Origin of the sequence: Providencia zhijiangensis, assembly GCF_030315915.2 — a bacterium.
Lineage (GTDB): Bacteria > Pseudomonadota > Gammaproteobacteria > Enterobacterales > Enterobacteriaceae > Providencia > Providencia zhijiangensis.
The window spans coordinates 237,362-263,777 of record NZ_CP135990.1; the positions used below are offsets into that span (position 1 = coordinate 237,362).

The 26,416-nt window shown below is 44.1% G+C and carries 21 protein-coding genes; 7 read left to right on the forward strand and 14 right to left on the reverse strand.

Translation table 11 applies throughout. The features are described 5' to 3' along the window. Positions 1-42: 42 nt before the first annotated feature. The 5 genes from QS795_RS01095 to QS795_RS01115 all read right to left on the reverse strand — a co-directional run bounded on the left by QS795_RS01095 (position 43) and on the right by QS795_RS01115 (position 6,070). Positions 43-549, reverse strand: a complete 507-nt coding sequence (locus QS795_RS01095) for a fimbrial protein (protein ID WP_470386675.1) — start codon at positions 547-549, stop codon at positions 43-45. 288 nt (positions 550-837) lie between these two features. After that, on the reverse strand, positions 838-2,286 hold the full coding sequence (glnG, locus tag QS795_RS01100; RefSeq protein WP_286271673.1) for a nitrogen regulation protein NR(I): 1,449 nt from the start codon (positions 2,284-2,286) through the stop codon (positions 838-840). Positions 2,287-2,295: 9 nt separating this feature from the next. After that, a complete protein-coding gene (gene glnL / locus QS795_RS01105; RefSeq protein WP_286271674.1) occupies positions 2,296-3,345 on the reverse strand; it encodes a nitrogen regulation protein NR(II) in 1,050 nt (349 codons plus the stop codon). A 164-nt stretch (positions 3,346-3,509) separates the two neighbouring features. Then, positions 3,510-4,919 (reverse strand): glutamate--ammonia ligase, encoded by a 1,410-nt coding sequence (gene glnA / locus QS795_RS01110; protein ID WP_154638593.1) that lies wholly within the window; start codon positions 4,917-4,919, stop codon positions 3,510-3,512. A gap of 347 nt (positions 4,920-5,266) precedes the next feature. After that, a complete protein-coding gene (locus QS795_RS01115; protein ID WP_286271677.1) occupies positions 5,267-6,070 on the reverse strand; it encodes a PadR family transcriptional regulator in 804 nt (267 codons plus the stop codon). Positions 6,071-6,495: 425 nt separating this feature from the next. On the opposite strand from QS795_RS01115, the gene typA reads away from it, so the two are divergent. From typA to fabY, 4 genes are all read left to right on the forward strand, one after another. After that, the gene (gene typA / locus QS795_RS01120; protein ID WP_154638594.1) at positions 6,496-8,319 is read left to right on the forward strand and encodes a ribosome-dependent GTPase TypA; all 1,824 of its coding nucleotides are present in this window, start codon (positions 6,496-6,498) and stop codon (positions 8,317-8,319) included. 250 nt (positions 8,320-8,569) lie between these two features. Beyond that, on the forward strand, positions 8,570-9,184 hold the full coding sequence (yihX, locus tag QS795_RS01125) for a glucose-1-phosphatase (protein ID WP_036948558.1): 615 nt from the start codon (positions 8,570-8,572) through the stop codon (positions 9,182-9,184). A gap of 55 nt (positions 9,185-9,239) precedes the next feature. Then, positions 9,240-9,677 carry a D-aminoacyl-tRNA deacylase gene (gene dtd, locus QS795_RS01130; RefSeq protein WP_154602280.1) on the forward strand — a complete coding sequence of 146 codons (438 nt, stop codon included), beginning with the start codon at positions 9,240-9,242 and terminating at the stop codon, positions 9,675-9,677. A gap of 26 nt (positions 9,678-9,703) precedes the next feature. After that, the gene (fabY, locus tag QS795_RS01135; protein WP_154602281.1) at positions 9,704-10,627 is read left to right on the forward strand and encodes a fatty acid biosynthesis protein FabY; all 924 of its coding nucleotides are present in this window, start codon (positions 9,704-9,706) and stop codon (positions 10,625-10,627) included. A 96-nt stretch (positions 10,628-10,723) separates the two neighbouring features. On the opposite strand, the gene QS795_RS01140 is transcribed toward fabY, so the two are convergent. After that, positions 10,724-12,517: an AsmA family protein gene (locus QS795_RS01140; protein WP_286271685.1), complete on the reverse strand. Its 1,794-nt coding sequence runs from the start codon at positions 12,515-12,517 to the stop codon at positions 10,724-10,726. A gap of 125 nt (positions 12,518-12,642) precedes the next feature. Continuing rightward, complete coding sequence (locus QS795_RS01145; RefSeq protein WP_181477866.1) at positions 12,643-14,031, reverse strand: uracil-xanthine permease family protein; 1,389 nt, start codon at positions 14,029-14,031, stop codon at positions 12,643-12,645. Between the two features lie 235 nt (positions 14,032-14,266). On the opposite strand from QS795_RS01145, the gene gltS reads away from it, so the two are divergent. After that, positions 14,267-15,481 carry a sodium/glutamate symporter gene (gene gltS / locus QS795_RS01150; RefSeq protein WP_036948572.1) on the forward strand — a complete coding sequence of 405 codons (1,215 nt, stop codon included), beginning with the start codon at positions 14,267-14,269 and terminating at the stop codon, positions 15,479-15,481. Positions 15,482-15,598: 117 nt separating this feature from the next. On the opposite strand, the gene recG is transcribed toward gltS, so the two are convergent. The 5 genes from recG to gmk are packed head-to-tail and all read right to left on the reverse strand — an operon-like array spanning position 15,599 to position 21,538. Beyond that, a complete protein-coding gene (recG, locus tag QS795_RS01155) occupies positions 15,599-17,680 on the reverse strand; it encodes an ATP-dependent DNA helicase RecG (protein WP_286271687.1) in 2,082 nt (693 codons plus the stop codon). A gap of 9 nt (positions 17,681-17,689) precedes the next feature. Next, positions 17,690-18,403, reverse strand: a complete 714-nt coding sequence (gene trmH, locus QS795_RS01160) for a tRNA (guanosine(18)-2'-O)-methyltransferase TrmH (protein WP_154638596.1) — start codon at positions 18,401-18,403, stop codon at positions 17,690-17,692. Between the two features lie 30 nt (positions 18,404-18,433). Continuing rightward, positions 18,434-20,563, reverse strand: a complete 2,130-nt coding sequence (gene spoT / locus QS795_RS01165) for a bifunctional GTP diphosphokinase/guanosine-3',5'-bis pyrophosphate 3'-pyrophosphohydrolase (protein WP_181477868.1) — start codon at positions 20,561-20,563, stop codon at positions 18,434-18,436. A 19-nt stretch (positions 20,564-20,582) separates the two neighbouring features. Beyond that, the gene (gene rpoZ, locus QS795_RS01170) at positions 20,583-20,858 is read right to left on the reverse strand and encodes a DNA-directed RNA polymerase subunit omega (RefSeq protein ID WP_006659598.1); all 276 of its coding nucleotides are present in this window, start codon (positions 20,856-20,858) and stop codon (positions 20,583-20,585) included. Between the two features lie 56 nt (positions 20,859-20,914). Next, complete coding sequence (gmk, locus tag QS795_RS01175; protein ID WP_036948585.1) at positions 20,915-21,538, reverse strand: guanylate kinase; 624 nt, start codon at positions 21,536-21,538, stop codon at positions 20,915-20,917. Between the two features lie 310 nt (positions 21,539-21,848). On the opposite strand from gmk, the gene ligB reads away from it, so the two are divergent. Further along, positions 21,849-23,579: an NAD-dependent DNA ligase LigB gene (gene ligB, locus QS795_RS01180; RefSeq protein ID WP_286271692.1), complete on the forward strand. Its 1,731-nt coding sequence runs from the start codon at positions 21,849-21,851 to the stop codon at positions 23,577-23,579. A gap of 27 nt (positions 23,580-23,606) precedes the next feature. On the opposite strand, the gene QS795_RS01185 is transcribed toward ligB, so the two are convergent. Then, positions 23,607-24,221 (reverse strand): trimeric intracellular cation channel family protein, encoded by a 615-nt coding sequence (locus tag QS795_RS01185; RefSeq protein WP_036948588.1) that lies wholly within the window; start codon positions 24,219-24,221, stop codon positions 23,607-23,609. A 123-nt stretch (positions 24,222-24,344) separates the two neighbouring features. Between QS795_RS01185 and QS795_RS01190 the strand changes: the two genes are divergently transcribed. Continuing rightward, the gene (locus QS795_RS01190; protein ID WP_286271695.1) at positions 24,345-25,673 is read left to right on the forward strand and encodes a YidR family protein; all 1,329 of its coding nucleotides are present in this window, start codon (positions 24,345-24,347) and stop codon (positions 25,671-25,673) included. A gap of 288 nt (positions 25,674-25,961) precedes the next feature. Here QS795_RS01190 and QS795_RS01195 read toward each other — a convergent pair whose 3' ends face one another. Then, complete coding sequence (locus QS795_RS01195) at positions 25,962-26,252, reverse strand: YceK/YidQ family lipoprotein (RefSeq protein WP_318626747.1); 291 nt, start codon at positions 26,250-26,252, stop codon at positions 25,962-25,964. Positions 26,253-26,416 lie beyond the last annotated feature (164 nt).

Here is a 26,416-nt window from a genome sequence, read left to right on the forward strand (position 1 = left end):
ACGTTATTACTTCAGTATGTTTACATGTATGTAAGTCTAGCCTTAGTTATAGCTGATTAAGAATGTCGCTGAGGCATTGGCTGGGCCGACGGTCACGGGTATAGCTTTAGCTACATAATTAGCTGTGAAATCTAGGTTATTTTCAACAGTCGGTAGAAGAGGGTATTCATTAGATGGCGATAATAATGTTACTGTTGCATTTTTATTATCAGTTAATTGTACGCCAACACCTGTTGCCGCATTAGATGCGGTCTTTAATGCAATAACCGTATTATCACCAGAGAATGGTGTGGCATCGAAAGAAACTGTTGCACTACTAATAGACACTGGGCAATTAACTAATACAATAGTAAATTTTACAGGAATAGACTTGCTTCCCACATTAGGTAAGTTTGCTTTGGGTATTCTTCCCAATTGAACTTGAATGTTTTTTGATTCAGTCTTTACTTCGCAAGCCTGATCAATTATTTCACCAATAAATTCTATAGTTCCATCAGCAGAATAAGATGAAGATATTGGGAGAAAGGATATACAGGCAACCAGTGCCATGAATATTTTATTTGTCATATTTGAATCCTCTAAAAATAATATGGTAATTAAATTGAATGCTGCTTGTATTAATTTTAGAAGAGTTTTAATAATTTACTGCTATTTTTGTTTTATTTTACTTTAATTGATTTGACGTATTTTAAATATAAACAATTGAGCGTGGTTTCTAAAATTAACAATGGGTTTTTTAGACTATCAAATAAATATGAATTATTATTTATAGGTAGAAAAATATTCGATTCTGATTATTGGAATATCAGCATTCAAAGTAGGAATAGCCCATAAGGGCTACTCTTCAATACCTAGTTCTTTTAATTTTCGTGTTAGGGTATTTCGTCCCCAGCCTAATAAACGAGCCGCTTCTTGTTTATGTCCGTGGGTGTATTTGAGAGCGCAATTGAGCATCGTTTTTTCTAATAACGGCATGGCATCATTAAATAAGTCTTGCTTGCCTTCGCTTAAGGCGGACTCAGTCCATTTTTCTAATAGATCAAACCAAGTAAGGTTAGGATCTTGAGGGGAGATAGAGGATGACGCGGGATCTTTCGCTGACTTGTTGGATTCTTGCTTAGTAAACAGATCGCTCGGTAAATCTTGCGGAAGTACCTCTTGGCTAGCAGCCATTACGGTTAGCCAACGGCAGACGTTCTCCAATTGGCGCACATTCCCCGACCAAGAATAGCGTTGAAGAATTTTAATGCTGTCAGGGTGCAGAGCCTTGCTCTCTACCCCTAACTCTTTGGCAGTATTTTGCAAAAAGTAATGAGCGAGGCGCGGAATATCTTCAACGCGCTCACGTAATGGCGGAAGTTGCACGCGGATAACATTCAGTCGATGGAATAAGTCTTCGCGGAATAACCCTTCTTCCACGCGTTTTTCTAAATTTTGGTGCGTTGCGGCGATAATCCGCACATCGACCTTAACAGGGGTATAGCCACCAATTCGGTAAAATTGCCCTTCAGCCAGTACTCGCAATAAGCGCGTTTGCACATCCAGCGGCATATCACCGATTTCATCGAGGAATAGAGAACCTCGATTGGCTTGTTCAAAACGTCCTTGGCGAACTTGGGATGCGCCTGTAAAAGCCCCTTTTTCATGCCCAAAGAGTTCGGATTCAATTAAATCTTTTGGAATAGCCGCCATATTTAAGGCGATAAAAGGTTCGTTGGCGCGTGGGCTGTGTTGATGCAAAGCGTGGGCTACCAGCTCTTTACCCGTTCCAGATTCCCCGTTGATAAGTACACTAATTGAGGAGCGGGAAAGACGCCCAATGATCCGATACACCTCCTGCATGGCAGGGGCTTCGCCGATCATGGTAGATGAAATTACGGGAGCTTGCGGTTTGTCGCTTACTGCGCTGTTTTGTTCTCGACTATGGTTTAACGCGCGTTCCACCAAGGCGACGGTTTCATCAATATCAAAGGGCTTAGGGAGATAGTCAAAAGCGCCAGATTGATAAGCGTTAACGGCGGCATCTAAATCGGAATGCGCGGTCATGATGATAATCGGCAGTAATGGATGTGACTGTTTTAACTGGCTGAGTAAGGCAAGTCCGTCCATGCCCGGCATGCGAATATCGGAGAGTAGTACGTCAGGGACGTCATTGTTGAGGGCGGTAAGCACCGCATCGGCGCTGTCAAAACAGGTGCAATTAAGTTCGGCACTGTTGAGTGCGCGCTCCAGTACCCAGCGAATTGAACTGTCGTCATCAACAACCCAGATTTTTCCCTTCTGCATGGCTATCTCCTATTTTTTGATGGGTAGATAAATAGAAAACTCGGTGTGACCCGGCCAACTGGTAAACTCAATTTTCCCCGCATGTTGATCCACTAAGCTGCGTGCAATAGATAAGCCTAAGCCGGTGCCATCAGGGCGACCACTAACCATCGGGTAAAATAGCGTATCTTGGATAGCAAGTGGAATACCGGGGCCGTTATCTTCAATATCAATCCGTGCAGCCAGCCTATAGCGCTCCCCTTGCAGCATCACTTGAAATGCAGTACGAGTACGTAAAGTGATGGTGCCACCCGTATCGCCAAGAGCTTGCAAGGCATTACGCGTGATGTTGAGCAGCACTTGCTCCACTTGGTCTGGATAATATTCAAGGTCGGGGAGGCTTGGATCGTAATCACGAACCAGCGTGACATTGTCCGGTTTTTCTAACCCGACTAAGCGCATCACATTTTCCACACTATGATGGATACTTTGCTCGGTTTTTGGTCCCGGATATTGAGGGCCTAGTAGCCTATCGACTAAGGCACGTAGGCGGTCGGCTTGCTCAATAATCACTTGGGTATATTCATTTAGCTGCGGGTCGGGCAGCGCCTTAGACAATAATTGCGCCGCGCCACGTAATCCCCCTAATGGGTTTTTGATTTCATGAGCAAGTCCACGGATCAATTCACGGGCAGCAAGCTGCTGGGCATTTTGCGCTAACTCTTGGCTAAGGCGTCGCTGGCTATCCAATTGGGACAGCTCGACAAGAATAAATTGGTCAGATAGGGGCTGAGCACTCAAAGACATCATGTGAGAGTGGTTATTAAGCACCAGTGTCACTTCGTTTTCGGTAAAACTGTGACCGGTTTTGAGGCTATTAAGCATCTGCTCATCATTTAATGAACAATAGTTGAATAGTAACGGGAGCGGGGTGCCATAGAGCTTACGGGGGCTTTGTGCCAAAATTTGTAAGGCAGCATGGTTGGCATAATGGATAATTAAATTGTAATTCAGCACTAATACGCTGTTAATTAAGGAATCGAGGAGATGTTCGGGGACAGGTAAATGCTCGGCTTTCATGTAATATTGCTCCTGCACTATTTTGGTGCATTATACGTTATTTACTGATTAACCGATACGTCGAAGCCAATATTTGCTGTTTATCACTCGGTGCAGAGAAAAGGCCCCATCCAAAGATGGGGCAAGTGCTTCACGGCAACAAAGACTATCAGTGGAACGGCGTGTTACGCACTGTAGTACATTTCAAATTCGAGTGGGTGTGGTGCCATACGAACGCGTTGGATATCGGCACGCAGTAATTCGATGTAAGCGTCGATAGCGTCGTCAGTAAATACACCACCACGAGTTAAGAACTCACGGTTTTTATCCAGTTCAGCCAGAGCTTCTTCTAAAGAGTTCGCAACAGTTGGGATCTCTTTTGCTTCTTCTGGCGGTAAGTCGTACAGGTTTTTGTCCATTGCATCGCCTGGGTGGATCTTGTTGATGATGCCATCAAGACCCGCCATTAACTGAGCAGCAAACGCTAAGTATGGGTTAGCTGCTGGGTCTGGGAAGCGAACTTCGATACGACGTGCTTTAGTGCTTGCAACCACTGGGATACGGATAGAGGCAGAGCGGTTACGTGCAGAGTAAGCCAGCATTACTGGTGCTTCAAAACCTGGGACTAAACGCTTGTAGGAGTTAGTCGTTGGGTTAGTGAATGCGTTCAGTGCGCGAGCGTGTTTGATGATACCGCCGATGTAGTACAGCGCCATCTCAGATAACCCGCCGTATTTGTCGCCTGCAAACAGGTTCACGCCACCTTTAGATAAAGACATGTGGCAGTGCATACCGGAACCGTTATCACCAACTAATGGTTTTGGCATAAAGGTTGCGGTCTTGCCGTATGCGTGTGCAACGTTATGGACAACGTATTTGTAAATTTGTGTCTCATCCGCCTTTTTGGTCATGGTGTTAAAGCGAGTTGCGATTTCGTTTTGGCCTGCAGTTGCCACTTCATGGTGGTGAGCTTCAACCACTAAGCCCATCTCTTCCATTGTGGTACACATAGCTGAACGTAAATCTTGTGATGAGTCTACTGGTGGTACTGGGAAGTAACCGCCTTTTACAGCTGGACGGTGACCTTTGTTACCGCCTTCGTATTTAGTGCCAGTGTTCCATGCGGCTTCGATATCATCGATGTGATAGTAGCTGCTGTGCATGCTGTTGCCGAAGCGGATGTCATCGAACACGAAAAATTCTGGTTCAGGCCCAAATAACACCATATCCGCAATGCCGCTAGAGCGCAGGAAATCTTCAGCGCGTTTAGAGATAGAGCGAGGGTCGCGATCGTAACCTTGCATAGTGCCCGGTTCTAAAATGTCGCAACGAATGATTAAGGTATTATCGGCGTAGAATGGGTCTAACATTGCGGTAGATGCATCTGGCATCAATACCATGTCAGACTCGTTGATGCCTTTCCAGCCACCGATGGATGAGCCATCAAACATTTGACCTTCTTCAAAGAAGTCTTCGTCAACTTGATGAGCAGGGATAGTGATGTGTTGCTCTTTACCTTTAGTATCAGTAAAACGCAGATCAATAAATCTTACATTGTGCTCTTCGATTAACGATAAAACATGTTTAGCGGACATTCTCGGCTCTCCTGGTCGGGTCTAATCAACTTACGCAGCAATTAAGGTGTGCATAAGTTGGTTTATCTGGCTTCGCAAGATTAATGATTATTTCATTAATCTTATTGCAAGCTCTCTAGGGTTATATAAGCGAAAAGCGTGCCAACTTTTAAAATCATCGTAAATGGGGATGATGACAAGAAGATGGCAAGGATTAGGCTAAAAAATAGTCTATCACTGCGCTGTATTGGTGCAAGGAAAAGATTTATTGCACCAACATGGTGCGACAAATGGAGGGCGGAAACAAAAACGGCGTAGTGCTATTGATTGGCACCACACCGTGAGTATTTTTAGAGATATAAAAAGGTTTATTCGTCATTACTGTCAGTTAATAACGCATTCACCTCTTCAATCTGTTTGACGGCATCATTGATGATCGCCGCAATTTGATGAGTTTGTTCTTCATTTAATTGCTTGAGCACCATTTTATGGCGGAGCAAGGCTTTAAAACGGCTCACTGCCATCTCGATATCTTCCGATAAGTTGCTGCCTTGCTGTAGCTCACGGGCTTTCGCTAATTTACGGCTGATAACGGCTTCAGTTTCTTTATTCTGCGCGAGGTGTTCAGTTCCTTCAGGAGTAATAGAGAAACTTTTGCGGTTACGCTCGACAATGTTCGATTCCAAAAAGCCTTGTTCTTCTAATAGCGTTAAGGTTGGGTAGATGACCCCTGGGCTTGGTACATATAAGCCATTAGATGCTTCTTGGATGTCTTTGATGATTTCATAGCCATAGCTTGGTTTTTTTGCCACTAAAGAGAGCACCATAATGTGCAGATCTCCATGGTCAAATAGGCGACGTAAGCCTTTACCGCGCCCACGACGGCCTTCGCCGTGACAGCCTTCACCGTGTCCGCGACCATGACGGCCTTCGCCGTGACAGCCTTCACCGCGTCCACGACCGTGACGGCCTTCGCCGTGGCAACCTTCACCATGTCCACGACCCTGACGGCCTTCTCCGTGTCCATGACGACCCTCGCCGTGACAACATTCCCCGTGGTCATGACCATGGCGATGTTCTTGGTGCTCGCCATTATGGCAGCAGCCACCGTGTCCTCGTTGATGTTCGTCATGATGTGAGGCATAAACATGACGGCATTGATGTATTCTCATAGGAACCTCTGTTATTATTTCGATATATCTAAATTGCGTTATAGGTTCACTTTATTCCGATATATCTAAACTGTCAAATTAGATATATCTAAATAATAAAAAATGCATTGAAATGAGTGATAGACGAAGAAAGTTTATTTTTTATTCTTTTTTTCGGCTGCTAATATTTCCTTTTTAGCGTATTATCCTGCCACTTTGTGATTTCCTAGTGCTGATAATTGCTATTTTTTTGAGCATCTTTGCACGACGACGCAACTGAATGTTTTTTAGCTAAAAACTTTTTTAATAGTGATGGCTTTCACATTTATTCCACTTGTGTGGAAAAACGTGTAAAATAACAGCAAATTAACGTAGAAAGTATGCTTTGGGCATTACAACAACTCATAAAGCATATTCCTTTCCTGTCAATTAAACGGTAAAAATCCTTGTCAATTCAAAACTTAAGAAACATCGCCATCATCGCTCACGTTGACCATGGCAAGACAACACTGGTTGGTAAATTACTGCAACAGTCCGGCACATTCGGTGAACGTGAAACTGTTGATGAGCGTGTTATGGACTCCAATGACTTGGAGAAAGAGCGTGGTATTACAATCCTTGCTAAAAACACCGCTATCCAATGGAATGGTTATCACATCAATATCGTAGACACCCCAGGTCACGCCGACTTTGGTGGTGAAGTTGAACGTGTTATGTCCATGGTTGACTGCGTTCTGCTGGTTGTTGATGCGATGGACGGCCCAATGCCACAAACTCGCTTCGTAACGCAAAAAGCGTTCGACCACGGTTTACGTCCAATTGTTGTTATCAACAAAGTTGACCGCCCAGGCGCACGTCCTGATTGGGTTGTTGACCAAGTATTCGACTTATTCGTGAACTTAGGTGCTACGGATGAGCAATTAGATTTCCCTATCGTTTATGCATCTGCATTAAACGGTATCGCTGGTCTTGACCATACTGATATGGCTGAAGACATGACTCCACTGTACGAAGCTATCGTGGAACACGTTGAGCCACCAGCAGTTGATCTGGACGGTCCATTCCAGATGCAAGTTTCTCAGTTAGATTACAACAGCTACTTAGGTGTTATCGGTATCGGCCGCATCAAGCGTGGTACTGTTAAACCTAACCAACAAGTGACTGTTATCGATAGCGAAGGTAAAACTCGCAACGGTAAAATCGGTAAAGTTCTGACTCACTTAGGTTTAGAGCGTATTGATTCACAACAAGCTGAAGCGGGCGACATTGTTGCACTGACTGGTTTAGGTGAACTGAACATTTCTGACACTATTTGCCAAGTGGGTAACGTTGAAGCACTGCCTGCACTGGCGGTTGATGAGCCTACAGTTAGCATGTTCTACTGTGTTAACACCTCGCCATTCTGTGGTAAAGAAGGTAAGTTCGTTACTTCACGTCAAATCCTTGACCGTCTGAATAAAGAACTGGTTCACAACGTTGCACTGCGTGTTGAAGAAACTCAAGATCCAGATGCATTCCGCGTTTCTGGTCGTGGTGAGCTGCACTTATCTGTTCTGATCGAAAACATGCGTCGTGAAGGTTTCGAATTAGCTGTTTCTCGTCCAAAAGTTATCGTTCGTGAAATCGATGGCCGTAAACAAGAGCCATTTGAACAAGTGACTTTGGATGTTGAAGAACAAAACCAAGGCGACGTGATGAAAGCGTTAGGTGAGCGTAAAGGTGACCTGCGTGACATGATGCCAGACGGTAAAGGTCGTGTACGTTTAGACTACATCATTCCTAGCCGTGGTCTGATTGGCTTCCGTACTGAGTTCATGACTATGACTTCAGGTACTGGCTTACTGTACTCTACATTCAGCCATTACGACGATGTTCGCCCAGGCGAAATCGGCGGCCGTCAAAACGGTGTTCTGATCTCTAACGGTCAAGGTAAAGCAGTTGCATACGCACTGTACAGCCTGCAAGATCGCGGTAAGTTATTCTTAGGTCACGGTGCTGAAGTGTATGAAGGCCAAATCATCGGTATTCACTCACGTTCTAACGACCTGACTGTTAACTGCTTAACCGGTAAAAAACTGACTAACATGCGTGCGTCAGGTACTGATGAAGCGACAACTCTGTCACCACCTATCAAAATGACTCTGGAACAAGCTCTTGAGTTTATCGATGATGATGAATTAGTTGAAGTAACTCCGCTGTCAATTCGTCTGCGTAAGCGTCACTTGACAGAGAACGATCGCCGTCGTGCTGGCCGTTCTAAAGAAGATTAATCGTTAGTCTTTGAATTAAAATAGAAGGTGCCAAATATGGCACCTTTTTTTATGCACAAAAATCGAGCGATAGACAAATTTAGTTATATCAGCAGATAAAATTTGTTTATCTAGACACAAACACAGTTCCTCTAGCCAATTTGCTTAATCGATAAATTGAAAAAATAACCTTAATAATCCTCAATTAGGGCTGTTCAGTTGCCTCAATAATGATTAAAGTAAATTTAATGAATAACTAAGAGGACAATTTATGCTGTATATCTTCGATATGGGTAATGTGATTATTGATATCGACTTCAATCGTGTGTTTGATAAGTGGTCTGAACTGAGTGGTACCCCAAGTTCAGAAATCAAAAAGCGATTCACTTTTGGCAATATCTTCCAACTCCACGAGTGTGGCAAAATTTCAGATATTGAATTTGCTGAACTGCTTTGTGAAGAATTGGGTATTACCCTAAGCTTTGAAGATTTTGCGGAAGGCTGGCACTCAATTTTCATCTCACTAAGACCAGAAGTCATTGATATTATGGAACGTCTGCGTGAGCAAGGTCATCGCGTTGTCGTGTTATCTAACACTAACCGCTTGCATCTTGATTATTGGCCAGAACACTACCCTGAAATTGCAGCGTCCTCTGACTTCCTGTATCTATCCCAAGATTTAGGAATGCGTAAGCCAGACCCAGAAATTTTCAAGTATGTTCTGGAATCTGAAGAATTTGAAGCAGCTGATGCGGTGTTCTTTGATGATGTAGAAGAAAACGTAAAAGCAGCTGAAGCACTTGGTATCAAAGGTGTTCATGTCTTGAATAAAGACACCGTTCCTGAATATTTTCGCACTTACGACTTTAGTGCCGAAGTCGAATAATCCAGTTCTTAATAAGGAGTAACGGCGACGTTACTCCTTTTTTTATCGAGTACCCATGATTGCATTAATCCAAAGAGTCACTCACGCGAGTGTGGTTGTTGATGAAAAAACAGTAGGGCAAATTGGCCCTGGCCTTTTAGTTCTGCTCGGTGTTGAAAAAGACGATGATGAGCAGAAAGCAAAACGCCTTTGTGAGAAAGTCCTTGGCTATCGTATTTTTAGCGACGAACAAGGCAAAATGAACCTTAACGTACAACAAGCTGGCGGAAGCTTGTTAGTGGTTTCGCAGTTTACGTTAGCCGCAGATACCAAGAAAGGGATGCGCCCAAGTTTCTCCGGTGGCGCGGAACCGACGAAAGCGGATCAGCTGTATCAATATTTTGTTGAGCAAAGCCGTGCACAAGGCATTGTGACAGAAACGGGTGAATTTGCGGCAGACATGCAAGTTAGCCTGACCAATGATGGACCCGTCACTTTTTGGCTGCAAGTGTAGAAAATCGTTTAAAGGAGGGGGGAGAGATGTACCATCTACGGACACCAAAAGATGAACTTGAATTCGCTGCATACTACCAATTTCGCTGGTCAATGCTGCGAGAACCGTTCAAACAACCCCTTGGCTCTGAAAAAGACGGTTATGATTTAACTGCTCACCACCAAATGGTGGTTGATGAAAAAAATCGTATTTTGGCCATTGGGCGCCTATATATTAATGCCGATAACGAAGGCGCTATTCGCTTTCTCGCCGTTAACCCTGTTATGCAAGGCAAGGGCTTAGGCAAACTGATTATTATGGCGCTTGAAACCATTGCAAGGCGTGAAGGCGTTAAACGCATCGTTTCCAGTGTGCGGGAAGAGGCAGTACCTTTCTTTGCCAAAATGGGCTTTGAACGTCGTGGTGAAGTCACTGGGGAGCTGAAAACCCCTGTTCGGCACTATTTGATGATCAAACCGATTGAAACCCTTGACCAAATTCTTCATCGCCCCGATTGGTGCGGTGAGCTTCAGCAAGCTTGGCACAAGCATATTCCATTGAGCGAAAAGATGGGTGTACGTATCGAACAGTACACTGGAAAGCGCTTTGTGACGACAATGCCAGAAGCTGGCAACCAAAATCCTCATAATACGATTTTCGCTGGAAGCCAGTTTTCTCTCGCCACGTTAACGGGTTGGGGAATGATTTGGTTGCTGCTGCAAGAGCATCAATTAGGCGGAGAAATTGTTCTGGTAGATGCCAATATTCGCTATGCAAAACCCGTTAGTGGACGTCCAACCGCAGTGGCCGATCTCTCACATCTTAGTGGGGATTTAGACCGTCTCGCCCGAGGAAGTAAAGCGCGGGTAAAATTGGAAGTGCATGTGAGCAATGCAGAAAACCAAGTGGGTGCGGTATTTAGCGGTGTATATATGGTGCTGCCAGAAACGAAGAAAGTGAAAAGCGAATAATGTCTTTAGGTGACTGACTATTTTTAGGTTATTCACTGAAAAAGCAGGCAATCCGAAGGGATGAGCCTGCTTTTTATTGCTTATTGATTCACTGCTTTATTGAGTAACCATATCAGGAACATGCCTATCAACAGGGTAGGTATTTTCTGCTGGTACAGTTTGTGATTCTGGCTCGGTTTGAGGTTTTGCTGATGGCTCTACGGTAGCAATGCCAGACGTCACATGACCATCAACTACAGTACGCAGTTGATCGCTTCCTTGAAGTGGCTTAGCGGTTAATTTTCCATTAAGGCTAGATGCCGGAGGCGATGCCAGTAAATTCCCTTGTAATGACGCCTCAAAATCCCCCCACATCTGCGGTGAAAAGCCTGACCAGCCCCACTGGTTTAAATTACCTAAATCAATGTTGGTGCCTGATGCGCGTAATTCAAAAGGTACTTTATTTGGCTCTTGCTGTGCCAGTAAACCGATTTTTGCGATACCACGGTCAACGCTGCCGCTGAGGCTGGCTGCGGTACGCCCATTATTTCCTGCTATTTCTAAAAGAGGACGGCGGATCATCACTTGATTGATGGTACCTGCATCAGCATTGAAGGTAGCTTGTCCCTTCCAAATTCCCCATTGTTTTTGCTTGATGAGGTCAACATAGTGAATGTTGCCGCTTAACGCGGTAAATTCGAAGGGAAACTCAGGTTGAATATTCATCAGCAAAGATTGCGTGACGGTGAAATTATCAATGGCAAATGTGGATAACCACGCAGGTGCGGGTTGAGCAAAGAACGACAGCCAATTATCTGGCAAGGTATACAGAACCCCAGCGAGCGTCCCTTCAGTGATAGTCAGTGATTTATCATTACGTTGCCAAATCGCACTCAGGTTAAAAATCCCTTTATTGTAGTAGCCGGAGAGCTTATCAATATTGAGGTTATCACCGTCAATGTTCAGCTCGCCGATGAGCGTATCAATTTGTTGGTCTTGGATAACCAATTGATCGACATTGAAATTAATATGGCTTTTCGGGCTGCTCCAACTCCCTCTCACCAAGGCAATTTGATCGACTTCGCTACTCAGACCTGACAACGCCCAATCACGTCCTTGAATATCTATATTGGTCAGCTGTAATTGGTTGATTTGCAAAGTTCGGTCACTATTTATCGCATCAAACAGCCCATCAAAGGTTAAGTCATTCTGCCAGCCCACTTTATTCATCGACAGGTTATCAATGGTGATAGAGCCGTCAGCAAACCACTTTCCTTTACCCGTGATCGCACCATTATTCAGGTAGCCGCTGATTTGGCTAAAGTCCGTCACTTTTTCTTGTAATTTTCCCGTGATCGCAACATTTCTAAAAGGGAGGGAATTCAAGATTAACTGGCTGGTGGTAAAGCGAAAATCACCGTAACCAAATGGATTTTCAGTTGTCGGTTTCCATGGGGTTATACCTCCAGTAAACCCTGCAACTTGAACGGTATTCTTGCCTTGAGTTAATTGAATCTGGCTATTTTCAAATTGCAGGACTTTCGCAGAAAGTGGTAGCGGCGATGTGTTATCGGTAAAGTTTGCCGATAAGTCACCTTGAGTGATGGTTAAACGTTGAATGGTTTCGCCGCTGAAAATATGCCGCCAATTAACATCAACCACAATTTGCCGAGCGTCTAATTCTAGCTGCTTGTTGCTTGATTCAATCTTAATGTCTTGGAAAATAAATTTACCCGGCTCTGAGAACTGATGTCCCATAATGCCGACGTTAATATCGTAAGGCGTAAATTTACTCAGAAGTTGGCTGGCGTAACCTGCTCCCCATCGGGTTTGTAAGGCAATATAACAAGCAAGAAATACAATCAAAAGAAGCAGAAAAATATAGCCGAAAAACCTCAGTAACCCTTTCACGTTTGTCTGCTCCCTTATTAATCAGATAAAAATATAAATTGCCGATATGTTTAATATATCGGCAACTCAAGGATAGCATACAGAAGAACCGCCGGCGTGTTCAACTCTTGCGGCGGTGAAGGGAACTATTTTTCGTGAGGGAAAATCAAGTTCAGCACAATCGCTGTTAAACCACCTGCCGCAATACCGGATGAAAACAGTGTTTTCAGCCAGTCAGGCGCAAATTGCAGGATCAGTGGTTGTTGAGAAACCCCCATTCCTACAGCTAGAGACAATGCAATGATCATAATTGCACGGCGGTTGAGTGGCTCACGAGAAACGATACGCACACCAGATGCCGCAATTGTGCCGAACATCACAATGGTTGCACCACCCAGAACAGGTTCAGGAATTTGTTGCACAAAACCCGCCACCGCAGGGAACAGACCCAGTAGCACTAACATCAACGCCACTAAGTAACCCACGTAGCGGCTAGCAACACCCGTTAATTGAATGACGCCATTGTTCTGACCAAAACAGGAGTTAGGAAAAGTATTAAATACCGCGGAAACCATAGAGTTTAAGCCATTTGCTAATACGCCACCTTTGATGCGTTTCATATACAGAGGGCCACGCACTGGCTGCTCAGAGACATCCGACGTTGCAGTGATGTCACCAATAGTCTCTAGCGAGGTCACCATAAAAATCAGGATCAGTGGAATGAGTAAATTCCAATCAAAAGAGAGACCATAATAAAAAGGTTCAGGAACTGTAATCAGAGATTGATTGGCATCACTGGCTTGCGCAGTTGGCAGCATATTCATCCACCAAGCAGCAAGGTAGCCTACCGCCATTGCAATCACTAATGATGCGACGCGCAAATACGGATTTTTCTGGCGCGTTAACAGGATAATGACGGCTAACACAATGCCGGCAAGAATGAGGTTATCAGGGGAACCAAATGTGTTATCGGCAAGCGCACTGTAACCCCCACCGATTGAGGTTAAACCGACTTGAATCAGTGATAAACCAATGATCATGACCACTACACCAGAAACCAGCGGAGTGATAACTCGACGAGCTAAATGCAAGAAGCGAGACAGGATAACTTCGGTCAGCGCAGCGACCATTAATGTGCCGAATAGCGCCGCCATCATGGATGGAATATCGGCTCCACCTTGTTTAAGTGCAACGCCCCCCATAATCAGCGGTGCAACAAAGTTGAAACTGGTGCCTTGAATGGAAAGTAATCCGGAACCAACAGGCCCCCATGCACGGATCTGAATTAAGGAAGCAATTCCCGAAGCAAACAATGACATGCTGATAATGCGCTGGGTATCGTGAGCCGGTAGCCCAAGTGCTTGGCAAATAAGCATTGCGGGTGTAATAACCGCGACAAACATTGCCAATAGATGCTGTCCAGCAGCAAACAACGCCTGAGGTAAAGGCGGTCTATCTTCAAGGCGATATATCAGTTCGCTTTGATTTTGTACTGTTTTTTCAACATTTTGTTCTTCAGATGCCGTTGCGTTCATTATTCCTGTTCCACTAGCAAAAAGCGCATTTTAAAGAGAATTATACAAAAAGCAATCGTTTGCGCAAAATAAAAGAAAGTATCAATTAAAATTATGAGTGTCACATTTTTATATGTTTTAACTTGTATTTATCGCGATTTTTTTTTCTAATCCCTGCACCTGCTTTTGGCGTTTTAAGGAAAAAAATAACGTCTAATTAGTTTTAAATAATATTAACAACAGACGAGGTACGTAAATGTATCATCTCGATGTCTACGGCACTCTGGTGGCAGCCACGCTCGTGCTATTACTCGGACGTAAACTGGTAAAGTCAGTTTCATTTCTTGAAAAATACACTATCCCCGAACCCGTTGCGGGGGGATTATTAGTTGCTTTTACCCTGTTAGTGGTTAAGCAAGTATTTGATTGGAGCCTCTCCTTCGACTTATCACTGCAAGAACCGATGATGCTCGCATTCTTTGCGACCATTGGTTTGAATGCTAACTTAGCGAGCTTAAAAGCTGGCGGTAAAGCATTGTTAATCTTCATTTTTGTCGTTGTCGGTTTATTGCTGGTTCAAAATACAGTCGGTATCGCACTTGCGAAATTATTAGGTTTAGACCCTCTGATGGGGCTATTGGCCGGTTCAATCACTTTATCTGGTGGACATGGTACAGGTGCCGCTTGGGGTAAAATCTTTACTGAAGACTATGGCTTCAAGAGTGCAACTGAAGTTGCAATGGCTTGTGCAACCTTTGGTTTAGTACTTGGGGGACTGATTGGTGGCCCTGTTGCACGTTTCTTAATTCGCAATATCCCAACACCTGGCACCGCGGATGAGGACAAAGATGTTCCAACCGCATTTGAGAAGCCACAATCCAACCGCATGATCAACTCGATGGTGTTGATTGAAACTATTGCGTTGATTGCTATCTGTTTGCTAGCAGGAAGCTGGATTGCTGGGCTACTATCAGGCACCGCATTTGCATTGCCTAAGTTTGTTTGCGTATTGTTCGTCGGTGTTATCTTGAGTAACAGCCTATCTTTACTTGGTTTTTACCGAGTATTCGACCGCGCGGTTTCTGTCATGGGTAACGTCAGCCTATCCTTATTCTTAGCCATGGCATTAATGAGCTTAAAACTGTGGGAATTGGCGTCTTTGGCAATCCCAATGTTAGTGATTCTCGGCGTTCAAGCTTGCGTTATGGCGGGGTATGCGATTTTTGTTACCTTCCGTGTGATGGGCAAAAACTATGATGCTGCCATTTTAGCGGCGGGTCACTGTGGTTTCGGTTTAGGGGCAACACCAACCGCTATCGCTAACATGCAAGCGGTAACTGATAAATTTGGTCCATCCCACCTCGCATTCTTAGTCGTGCCAATGGTAGGGGCATTCTTTATCGATATTGTGAATGCGTTAGTGATTAAGTTCTACTTATGGTTGCCGGTTTTCCCAACGATTGGCGGCTAGTGCAGAACAAGTATTGAAGTAAATACAAACATATATAACTAAATGTATAAATAAAGCAGGTATTGCCGTGGACATGGATGTGTTCACGGCAATTTTCATTTTAAGGTAGGAAAAAATTTAAGCGTGGCTATATTGTTCGCGCTCTGGGAGCCAGCGTTCAATAATCTTCTGGGCGTGTTCAGGGTAGTTTTGCTGGATATGGCGTGCTAACCGTTGCACTTCTGGCAACATATATTGATCTCGTAGCAAATCCGCCACTTTAAAATCCGCATTTCCTGTCTGCCTTGTACCTAGCAGCTCTCCGGGGCCTCGAATTTCTAAATCTTTTTGAGCAATGACAAAGCCATCGTTGCTATCTCGTAAAACTTGTAAGCGCTGTTTAGCGGTGTGAGTGAGCGGCGTTTTATAAAGTAGCACACAGTGAGACGCGACAGAGCCACGACCAACTCGCCCTCGTAGTTGGTGTAATTGTGCTAGTCCAAGCCGCTCGGGGTTATCAATTATCATCAGACTTGCGTTCGGAACATCCACCCCCACTTCGATAACGGTGGTAGCAACAAGTAACTGGATCTCGTTATTCTTAAATGCTGCCATGATGCTCTGTTTTTCGGCGGGTTTCATGCGACCGTGTATCAACCCCACTTTGAGTTCAGGTAGTGCCAGCGCCAGCTCTTCGCTGGTAACTTGGGCTGCTTGAGCTTCGAGCACCTCTGAGTCATCAATCAATGTACACACCCAATAAGCTTGTCGTCCTTCCTCTAAACAGGCTTGTCGAACGCGCTCGACAATATCACTACGTCGGGTATCTGGAATCGCTACTGTAGTGACTGGGGTTCTTCCTGGTGGAAGCTCATCAATCACGGAAGTATCGAGATCGGCATAGGCAGTCATCGCCAGCGTGCGTGGGATTGGCGTGGCGGTCATGATTAATTGATGTGGATGAAATCCTTGTTGTTCACCTTTCTCACGCAGAGCGAGCCGCTGGTGAACACCAAAGCGGTGTTGTTCATCAATGATGACTAACCCTAAAGAGTGAAAGCTCACTTGCTCTTGGAAGATTGCATGGGTACCGACGACCATCGAGACTTCACCACTCGCGATGGCATCTTGTTGTTGCTGGCGCGCTTTACCTTTTTGCTTACCCGCTAACCAGCCTACTTTGATACCTAGAGGTTCAAACCACTGCTTAAAGGTGTTCGCGTGCTGTTCTGCAAGAATTTCAGTCGGTGCCATTAAGGCAACTTGTTTACCATTTTCAATGGCGCACAGTGCGGCTAATGCAGCCACAAGAGTTTTACCGGAACCGACATCCCCTTGGATCAAACGCATCATGGGGGCATTTTTTTGTAAATCAGTTTCGATTTCAGCCACGACGCGTTTTTGCGCGTTAGTTGGTGAGAACGGTAAATTTGCAAGTAAAGGCGCTTTAAATTTCCCTGAAGATACCAGTGGCTCGGCATAGAGCCGCTCATTACCCGCCCGAATGGCGAGCATACTTAAATGGTGAGCCAATAACTCTTCAAGGATCAAACGCTTTTGAGCTGGGTGATGCCCCTTTTCCAACTCATCTAACGAAACATCCGGTGGCGGAGTGTGTAACAGTCGGATGGCATCAGGGAGGCTAATTAGACTACGGCTGAACTCTTCAGGCAGTAATTCTTGAATATTACCACTTTCTAGCATGGCTAGCGCTTGTTCCATCACTTTACGCAATGTGGCTTGGCGGACACCTTCGGTTGTCGGATAAACTGGCGTTAGGTTCTCTTGAAGGGCGATATTATCTGTTTCTTGAGAGACTTTGTATTCAGGGTGAATGATTTCAGGCCCGGTATTACCACGACGCACTTCCCCGTAGGCAGTCACTTGGCGGCCTTCGGCTAAACTGTTTTTCATCGCGGCAGAGAAATTGAAAAAACGAAGTGTGAGGTTGCCAGTGCCATCACTGATCAGGCAGGTCATCATTCTTTTGCGCCCAAAGACGACTTTGGTTTGTAGAACGTGACCGGTGATAGTGGCTGTTGTGCCGGGCATCAAATCTTTAATCTGATAAAGACGCGTATGATCTTCATAACGCAGTGGAAAATGCAGAAGCAAGTCCTGAACTGTGTTCAACCCGATTTTACTCATTTTTTCTGACTGGCTGGCACCAATGCCATGAAGTGAAGTCAGTGAAATGGTATTAAGCAGACCACGGTTCATGTCGATTCCTTAACTGAGTTGTTTTCTCTTCATTTTTTCAGAAAGCTGCATTTGTGCCCACCAAGCATCATCGGCTTCTATCTGACCTTGCTGATTGATAAATGGGCGAGGAAGCCCTTTGCGTTTAGCCACTTCAGCCAGTACAGGATAGCCACCTTCAAATAGCCATTCTTGTTGTTCTTGCTCAGATAATAGACTATTTTCTCGCTCATACATGCCTGCGAGTTGGCGCTGACGCTGGGCTTCATACAAAATAAGCGCAGAGGCGACAGAGACATTGAGTGACTGCACCATACCAACCATTGGGATGATAATATGTTGATCTGCAAGGGCTAATGCCTTGTCTGATATACCCGTTTTCTCTTGCCCCACCATAATACAGGTTGGGCGGGTATAATCAATTTCTCGAAAATCGACAGCCGCATCTGACAGATTCGTCACTAAAACCTGCATACCTTGGGATTTTATCTGAGTAATGGCACTTTCTGTGGACTGGTGCGAAATGACTTTTACCCAACTATTACTTCCCGCCGCAGAAGAGACAGAGAGTTTAACCTGTTGGTCTGGCCAAATGGCATGAATTTTATGGATCCCGACAGCATCAGCACTGCGCACAATTGCAGAAACATTATGAGGCTTATGAATTTCTTCAAGACAGAGTGTTAGGTCGGGCTGCCGCATCGCCATCATTTGGCAAATGCGGCGATAGCGGCGTTCATTCATAGTGAGAGTTCGTGTTTTTAATGGTATCGACTAATTACGGTTACGGCTGACGCGTAGAACGTCTGGCATGATACGAATTTTACGCATCACGTTAGCCAACTGAATACGGTTTTTAATCGACAAGCGAATAAAGGCACAGTAAACACGACCATCTTTCTCTTCAGTGTTCATGCTTTGAATACTTGAATTCGCATCATTGATAGCTGCGGTCAAGTTAGCAAGGGCACCTTGATGGTTTATCATATCGACTTTAATTTCAGCGATAAAATCCGTGTCTGTTTCGGTATCCCACTCGACAGCCATAAATTTATCCGGTTCTTTCTGATAACCACGGATATTGCGGCAAGATTCATGGTGAATAACCAATCCTTTACCTGGGCTAATATGCGCAATAATTGGGTCGCCCGGGATAGGTCGGCAGCATTTTGCAAAGGTGATTAAGACACCATCAGCCCCTTTGATGGACAGTTTATTACGGTTTTCCGTAATCACTGGTTCTTCAACGGCACTCGGCTGAGTACTTTGAGGGTTACCTTGCAAGTTGCGAGCCACCACAACACTCATAGCATTACCTAAACCAATTTCGGCAAGTAAATCATCAATCGAGTGGAGCTTCATGCGAGCTAACTCGGCATCGATGCTTTCACGAGGTATATCCGTGATTTTGGTGCCTGCACCTAGCGCATGATTGAGTAGGCGACGCCCTAAATTAACGGAGTCTTCGCGTTTTAAATTCTTCAGTAACTGGCGGATTTTTGCACGCGCTTTTGAGCTAACGACAAAGTTCAACCATGCTGCATTTGGTCGAGCGCCTGGAGCCGTAATAATTTCTACCGTTTGACCGCTAGAAAGTGACTGGGAGAGTGGGTAAGGTTGGCGATCAACTCGCGCACCCACACAGGCATGACCGATGTCAGTATGCACGGCATACGCAAAGTCCACTGGGGTCGCGCCTGTCGGCAATTCGACAATACGACCTTCGGGGGTGAAAACGTAAATTTCATCAGGAAAGAGGTCTGATTTTACGCTTTCAATAAATTCAAATGAGCTTCCCGCACTCTGTTGGAGTTCGAGCAAGCTTTGCATCCAACGCTGGGCTTTCACCTGAGCAGTGGTTCCCAATTCGCCTTGTTCTTTATATGCCCAGTGAGCAGCAACACCCATTTCAGCCATTTGGTCCATATCTTCAGTACGAATTTGTACTTCGACTGGTACCCCATGAGGCCCAATTAATGAGGTGTGGAGAGATTGGTAGCCGTTCGCCTTAGGAATAGCAATATAGTCTTTGATTCGCCCCGGACGAGGTTTATAAAGACTGTGCATTTGCCCTAAAACACGGTAGCAGGTATCAACGTCTTCGACGATGACCCTAAAAGCATAGATATCCATAATGGAATGGAATCGCTGCTCTTTTTGATGCATTTTTCGATAGATAGAATACAGATGTTTTTCGCGACCACTGACTGTACAAGGTACACCCGCTTCCGTTAATCGACCGTCAATTTCAGAAAGGATTTTTTGGATCATTTCTTTACGGTTACCACGAGCGGATTTCACCACTTCCTTGATAACACGATAACGGTTTGGATACAGCGCTTCGAAACCTAACTCTTCGAGTTCGGTTTTAATATGGTGGATACCTAAACGGTGCGCGAGGGGGCTGTAGATTTCCAGTGTTTCACGCGCTATGCGGCGACGCTTATCGGGTCTTAATGACCCAAGCGTGCGCATATTGTGAGTGCGGTCTGCCAGTTTGATCAAAATGACACGGATATCTTTCACCATTGCCATGATCATTTTACGGAAATTTTCTGCTTGAGCTTCTTTCTTGTCGCGGAAATTCAGCTTATCCAGTTTGGAAACCCCTTCGACTAAGCCGGCGACGGTGGTTCCAAACAGTTGCTCTATGTCTTGAAATGTCGCTGGAGTATCTTCAATCACATCATGAAGTAGCGCGGCCATCAGTGTTTCATGATCCAAACGCATTTCAGCCAGAATACAAGCAACAGCAACAGGGTGAGTAATATAAGGCTCACCACTGGAACGGGTCTGCCCTTCATGAGCATCCCGTGCGACAACATAGGCTTTTTTCAGTAATTCAACTTGCTCTTTTGGGAGATATTGTTGAATTATGAGATTTAGGCTTTCAAACAGATACAAGGCAGACCCACCTTAGTAATTAGCGACGACCTTCAGCGATCGCAGAAACTGCCTGCATTTCAGCGGCTTCTTGCTCTTGCTGTTCTTGGCGTTCACGCACATCCAAAATGTGACCGTTAATTAAACCTTCTTCTACTTCACGTAGCGCGATAACAGTGTGCTTATCGTTTTCTTCTGGAACTAAAGGATCTTTACCACCAGTTTGTAACTGACGAGCTCTACGTGCTGCGACCAGTACGAGGTCAAAACGGTTACCAATTTTTTCTACTGCGTCTTGAACAGTTACGCGTGCCATAAGTGTGCTACTCCAAAGAAATAAAAAAATGACCTGATATGATACTGAAACTATTCTCAGTCTGCTAGTAATTTGCTGATTAAAGCATCATGTCGCTGGACTTGGCGACCTAATCTCAAGCGCTCAGCACGCATGATAGATTGTAAATCGCTCAGTGCGGTGTTGAAATCGTCGTTTACAATGACGTAATCGTATTCATTGTAATGCTCAATTTCGCCAACGGCTTGTGACATGCGCTTTTCAATGACTTCATCACTATCTTGACCACGACCACGCAGACGGCGATATAGCTCATCTTTTGATGGTGGTAGGATAAAAATACTACGTGCTTCTGGCATTTTCGCGCGAATTTGCTGAGCACCTTGCCAGTCAATATCAAGAAACACATCCACGCCACTATTTAAGACTTCCTCAATAATGGGTTTTGAGGTGCCATAGTAGTTACCGAAAACACAGGCATGCTCTAAAAAGTCATTGTTCTCAACCATCTGAAGAAATTCAGCTTCAGAAACAAAGAAGTAATGCTCGCCATGAATTTCGCCTGGGCGTGCAGCTCGAGTTGTATGAGAAACAGAAACTTGAGTGTCATACAACGGTTGTGTCTTCAATAATGCTTGGATAAGACTGGACTTACCTGCGCCACTAGGAGCAGAGAGAATATATAACGTGCCTTGTATCATGATGATTTCTTGAATATTTGTGGGTTAGACATAAAAGATAGTGATAAACCCTACATAGTATACACGTACTTAAGGCAACATGCAGCGATATCAATTAACCATGAAATAAGAGTAAAAAATTTTGGTTATTAGAAAATTGCGAACGTCTTCCAGAAAATAAATGTAACGCGATGAAAATAGTATTTGTTTTACGAGTCGCTATGCAATTGGCAAAAGTACCTACTGTATCTCTTTATTGATTGGCCCAGAATGCAATGGCAACGCAGCGCTTTATCATTCAATTCATTAACGTCAATATAATAGGGACATTATGCATTACTTTTCAGTCAGGAAACTCTGGAAATTTGGTTGGTTCTGCCTATTACTTCAATCTGTTATTTCAATAGGCTACGGTGCGGAAATGGTAGATTCTCAAAAAGCATGCCGCTCACTAGACAATGAATTAATAAGAATGGAACAGCGGCGGCTGGGGGAGCAGCTACAAGAGTGGGATAGGCAATATCAAATCGACGGCGTGAGCGGCGTAAGTGATGAAGTTTATGATCAACTTTTGGCGAAGTGGCAGCAGGGACAGCGTTGTCAAAATTTGCCTGACACACTAACACAACCATTACAGCCTAAAACTGAACGATTAACAAAGCATCCCATACCCCATACGGGATTGAAAAAATTGAAATCAGAAGAAATAGCCGCATGGATAGCGCCTCGTCATGAAGTTTGGTTGCAACCTAAAGTCGATGGTGTTGCGGTGACGCTGCACTATGAAAATGGACGTTTAGTGTCAATGATCAGTCGGGGGAATGGGAGTGAGGGGCTTAATTGGCGAGATAAAGCCGATTTTATTCAAGCTATCCCCAAAACTATTTCAACGAAGCAATTTCTTGTTTTACAAGGGGAATTGTTTTGGAAACTCAATGGGCATGTACAAAATGCGGATGGTGGAAAAAATGCTCGGAGTAAAATTGCGGGTTGGTTGATGCGTAAGGATCAACCTAAGCAGGTCACGAATGATATCGGCATTTTTATCTGGGCATGGCCTGATAACTCAGTCGCTATGAATCGTCAATTGAGTGAATTAAATAGGCTAGGATTTGAGTTGGCACAACGATATAGCCATCCAATCGCAAACTATCAATCAGCAGCCAAGTGGCGTGACTACTATTATTCAGCACCGATGCCATTTGCAACTGACGGTATTGTATTGAAAAGCTTTCCATCGCCACCAGCATCAGCTTGGCAGGCAAACCAAAACAGTTGGAGCGTGGCATGGAAATACCCATTAAAAAGCGTGGTTTCAGAAGTTGTTGATTTCACTTTTCGGGTAGGGAAATCAGGGGCTGTAAATGTTATTGCTAACATTGAACCCATCACGATTGATGATAAACAAGTAAGCAAAATACGTATTGGCTCACTCAATTCATGGAAGCAAAAGGATGTGCTAGTTGGGGATAAAATCCAGCTAACATTATCTGGGCATGGTACTCCATTTATGGAGCAAGTCATTTGGCGGCGAGAGCTGCGTCAGTATCCAGATACATCATCTCTCGAAAACTTTCATTCATTGAGCTGTTTATCATATACACCGGATTGTGCACCCCAATTTGTTGCCCGACTTGCTTGGCTAGGCAAACAGTTAAAGATTCGCGGGGTGGGCGAAAAAACATGGAAGGCATGGGCGGAACAATATGGACTCTCAACGTTACTTGGCTGGCTTTCTCCTTATTGGCAAGATTCATTACCTAAGAATAAGAAAACGATAAATGCGCTTAGCCAGCTACAAAAAACATCGATGCAGCCGATAGTAAACTGGTTGAAAGGGCTTGGAATTCCTTTAGAAATCGGACAGCTAAACAAGATTTCCACGATAGAAAAATTGAATGAACGAGAGAGTGTGGAGGCGCTGGGTTTATCTGAAAAACGTAAACTGGCATTAAATCGCTGGCTGGCAGAGCCTGAAATTCAGAAGGCACTATATACTTTGCAGGAATTATACGCTTTACAGGAATTACACACGTTGCAGGAGCTAGATATCAGCCATTAGCGGTTAAACGAATGGCTGATAGTTTGGTTAATCTTGGCTTTCGTAATTAAAAATAGGTAATCCCAAGCGGTAGCGGATGGCGAGCAATCTCGCGCTTAAGCCTGCGACCAACGTGATAATGACCACGATATCTTTCGGAAGCGGTGTATATAGCAAACCGATATATAACCATGCGGCAGCAAAAGAGACGCCAGCGTATACTTCTTTTTGGAAAACCAGAGGGATGGTGTTACACAACATGTCACGAAGGACACCGCCAAATACACCTGTAACCACAGCAGCGATGGCAGCAATGATAGGGCTATAATTCATATCGAGGGCGATTTGAGCACCAAGAATAGAGAAGACGATTAAACCAATCGCATCAAGTATTAAGAAGAGCCGGCGAAGGTGTTTCATCATCGGGGCTATCCATATGGTGACAATGGCAGCACCTGCCACAGTCATGATGTATTCGGGGTGGGCAACCCAACCTAGTGGATAGTGGCCGAGTAGAATATCACGGACAGAGCCACCGCCGATGGCTGTTGCAGAGGCAATAATGATCACGCCAAAGACATCCATTTTACGGCGTCCAGCAGCTAAAGCGCCAGTCATTGCTTCGGCAGTAATACCAATAATATAGAGAACACTTAATAACATGATGGTTTTATTCAATACTATAGTGATTGTCTAAGGGTAATATTACTTGTGAAACTTCTCGACTGAGATTTTTTATTCTCTTAAAGAATTGATTAGTTAAAGTAATCCGATAGCCTGTGTTAAATGATGTCAAAGGATAACAGATTGAACAATAAAATGCCTTATAAAGAAATATGTATTACTGAGGATTCGCTGAGTCATCAGCTTACAAATATTAATGTTTGGACACCAGATAGTCAGTGGTTAGCTTATGATGTTCGACCAAGTGGCAGTTCATTTACCGGGAAAACCATAGAAAAAATTCATGTTACAACCCATCAAAAAGTGGAAATCTATCGAGGATTGCATGGTGCCCATGTTGGCGTAGTCACTGTAAGCGCTGAAAATCCGCCTCGTTATGCTTTTATTCAGGGACCAGAATATCCCGATGAGTCTTGGCAGTATGATTTCCATCATCGCCGGGGTATTTACGTTGATGACAACCAACTTGGTATTGCTCATCCGATTGATGCAATGTGTATTACGCCACCTTATATGGCGGGTGCGCTCAGAGGCGGAACGCATGTTCATGTTTTCAGCCCTGACGGGAAGTGGCTGAGCTTTACCTATAATGACCATGTTTTGCATGAACTCGATATCCAATTAGACCAACGCAATGTGGCTGTTGCCGTACCTGCAGGCGCTGTGACCGTTGAACCTATTGGTCATGAAAGAGAATATAGCGGCAATTTTTTCTGTAGTGTTGTGACGAAGACGACTTTGGCGCCAACTCCGAATAGTGACGAGATAAGCCGAGCTTATGAAGAGGGATGGATTGGTCAACATGGTTATATGGATCAACAAGGTGAGTGGCAAGCACGCGCATTAGCGTTTATCGGAGATACACATCATCAAAATGGTGACGTGATCCCTGAAGTTTATTTAGTTGATTTACCCGAAGATCCCAATGAATTCAAAATTCAAGGCGATAAACCTCTGCAAGGTACCGAAAAAACTATGCCAGCGCCGCCTAAGAATGTGAAACAAAGGCGCTTAACGTATACGCATCATCGGAAATTTCCAGGGTTAGCGAAACAGCCAAGACACTGGTTGCGTTCTTCTCCAAATGGCGAATCAATTGCTTGTTTGATGCATGATGATCATGGCATTGTGCAATTATGGTTGGTGGCAACAGCAACAGGGACGCTCACCCAAGTGACATTTGGCGAGTCTTCAATTCAGTCTGCATTTAGTTGGAATAAGACCGGTGAGTATCTCTGCTTTGTGTATGACAATAGCGTTGTGCGTTGCCATGTAGCGACCGGAAATTTAGAACGGTTAACCCGGAGAACAGAAATAGCCCCTGTTGCAGATGCCGTTGTCTTTTCTCCAAATGATAAATTTGTAGCATTTATGCGAGATATTGATGGGTTTAGACAGATTTATATTGTCGAAACAGGACTATCTAATTAAATTTTATCTGGAATAACACCTATGAAGAATAAAAAGATGAAAATTCATCTCTTTATTCTTCAGAAAAAGAGAGTTCAGGTCATCATTAAATTAAATGCTCAACATTCAATTAAAGTATATTGACTTGAAATTAATAAGTGTTGGGTTAATAGAATAGATTAAAAAAGATGGAAATTTGGTCAGTAAGATAAAGGTGTTATTAACCTAAATTAAGTTAATAATATTAATTGTATTTTAAGTATTATATTCCTGATTAGAGCATCAAGAAGCTACTTTAATATAGGGAAATCATTGAGGGTTCTTTGGCTGTTGTTTATCAGATTGCAGTTTATCAGGTGACTGTTTATCAAGTCTCTGTTTATCAAGTTGTTCTAAACGTTTTTTCGGTGAGTCGGCCTCTTGTGAGCCGTTTGAATGCATATAATCCATGGGGATTAATAATGTATCCATAAGTGCAGTAAATGGTAAATCGATAACCAGTAATGGCTTAACTACCCAGCCCGTATCTTCATGTTGCAGCATATCAACACTATTTTTTGTTCCAGGATAATAGCTATCAGTAGGACCAGCATGAGTCATAATACTGGAGCAGCCACTTAATGTAAGAGTCAATAATGTGGAAAATGCGAACGACCTAAAAAAAATCAAGCTTGGCATATATATGTTGACCTGCATTGAAATGGATTTTGTTTAATCAGAGATCATAATAACTAAAAACTAAAAATTCACAATCGAACGACCCT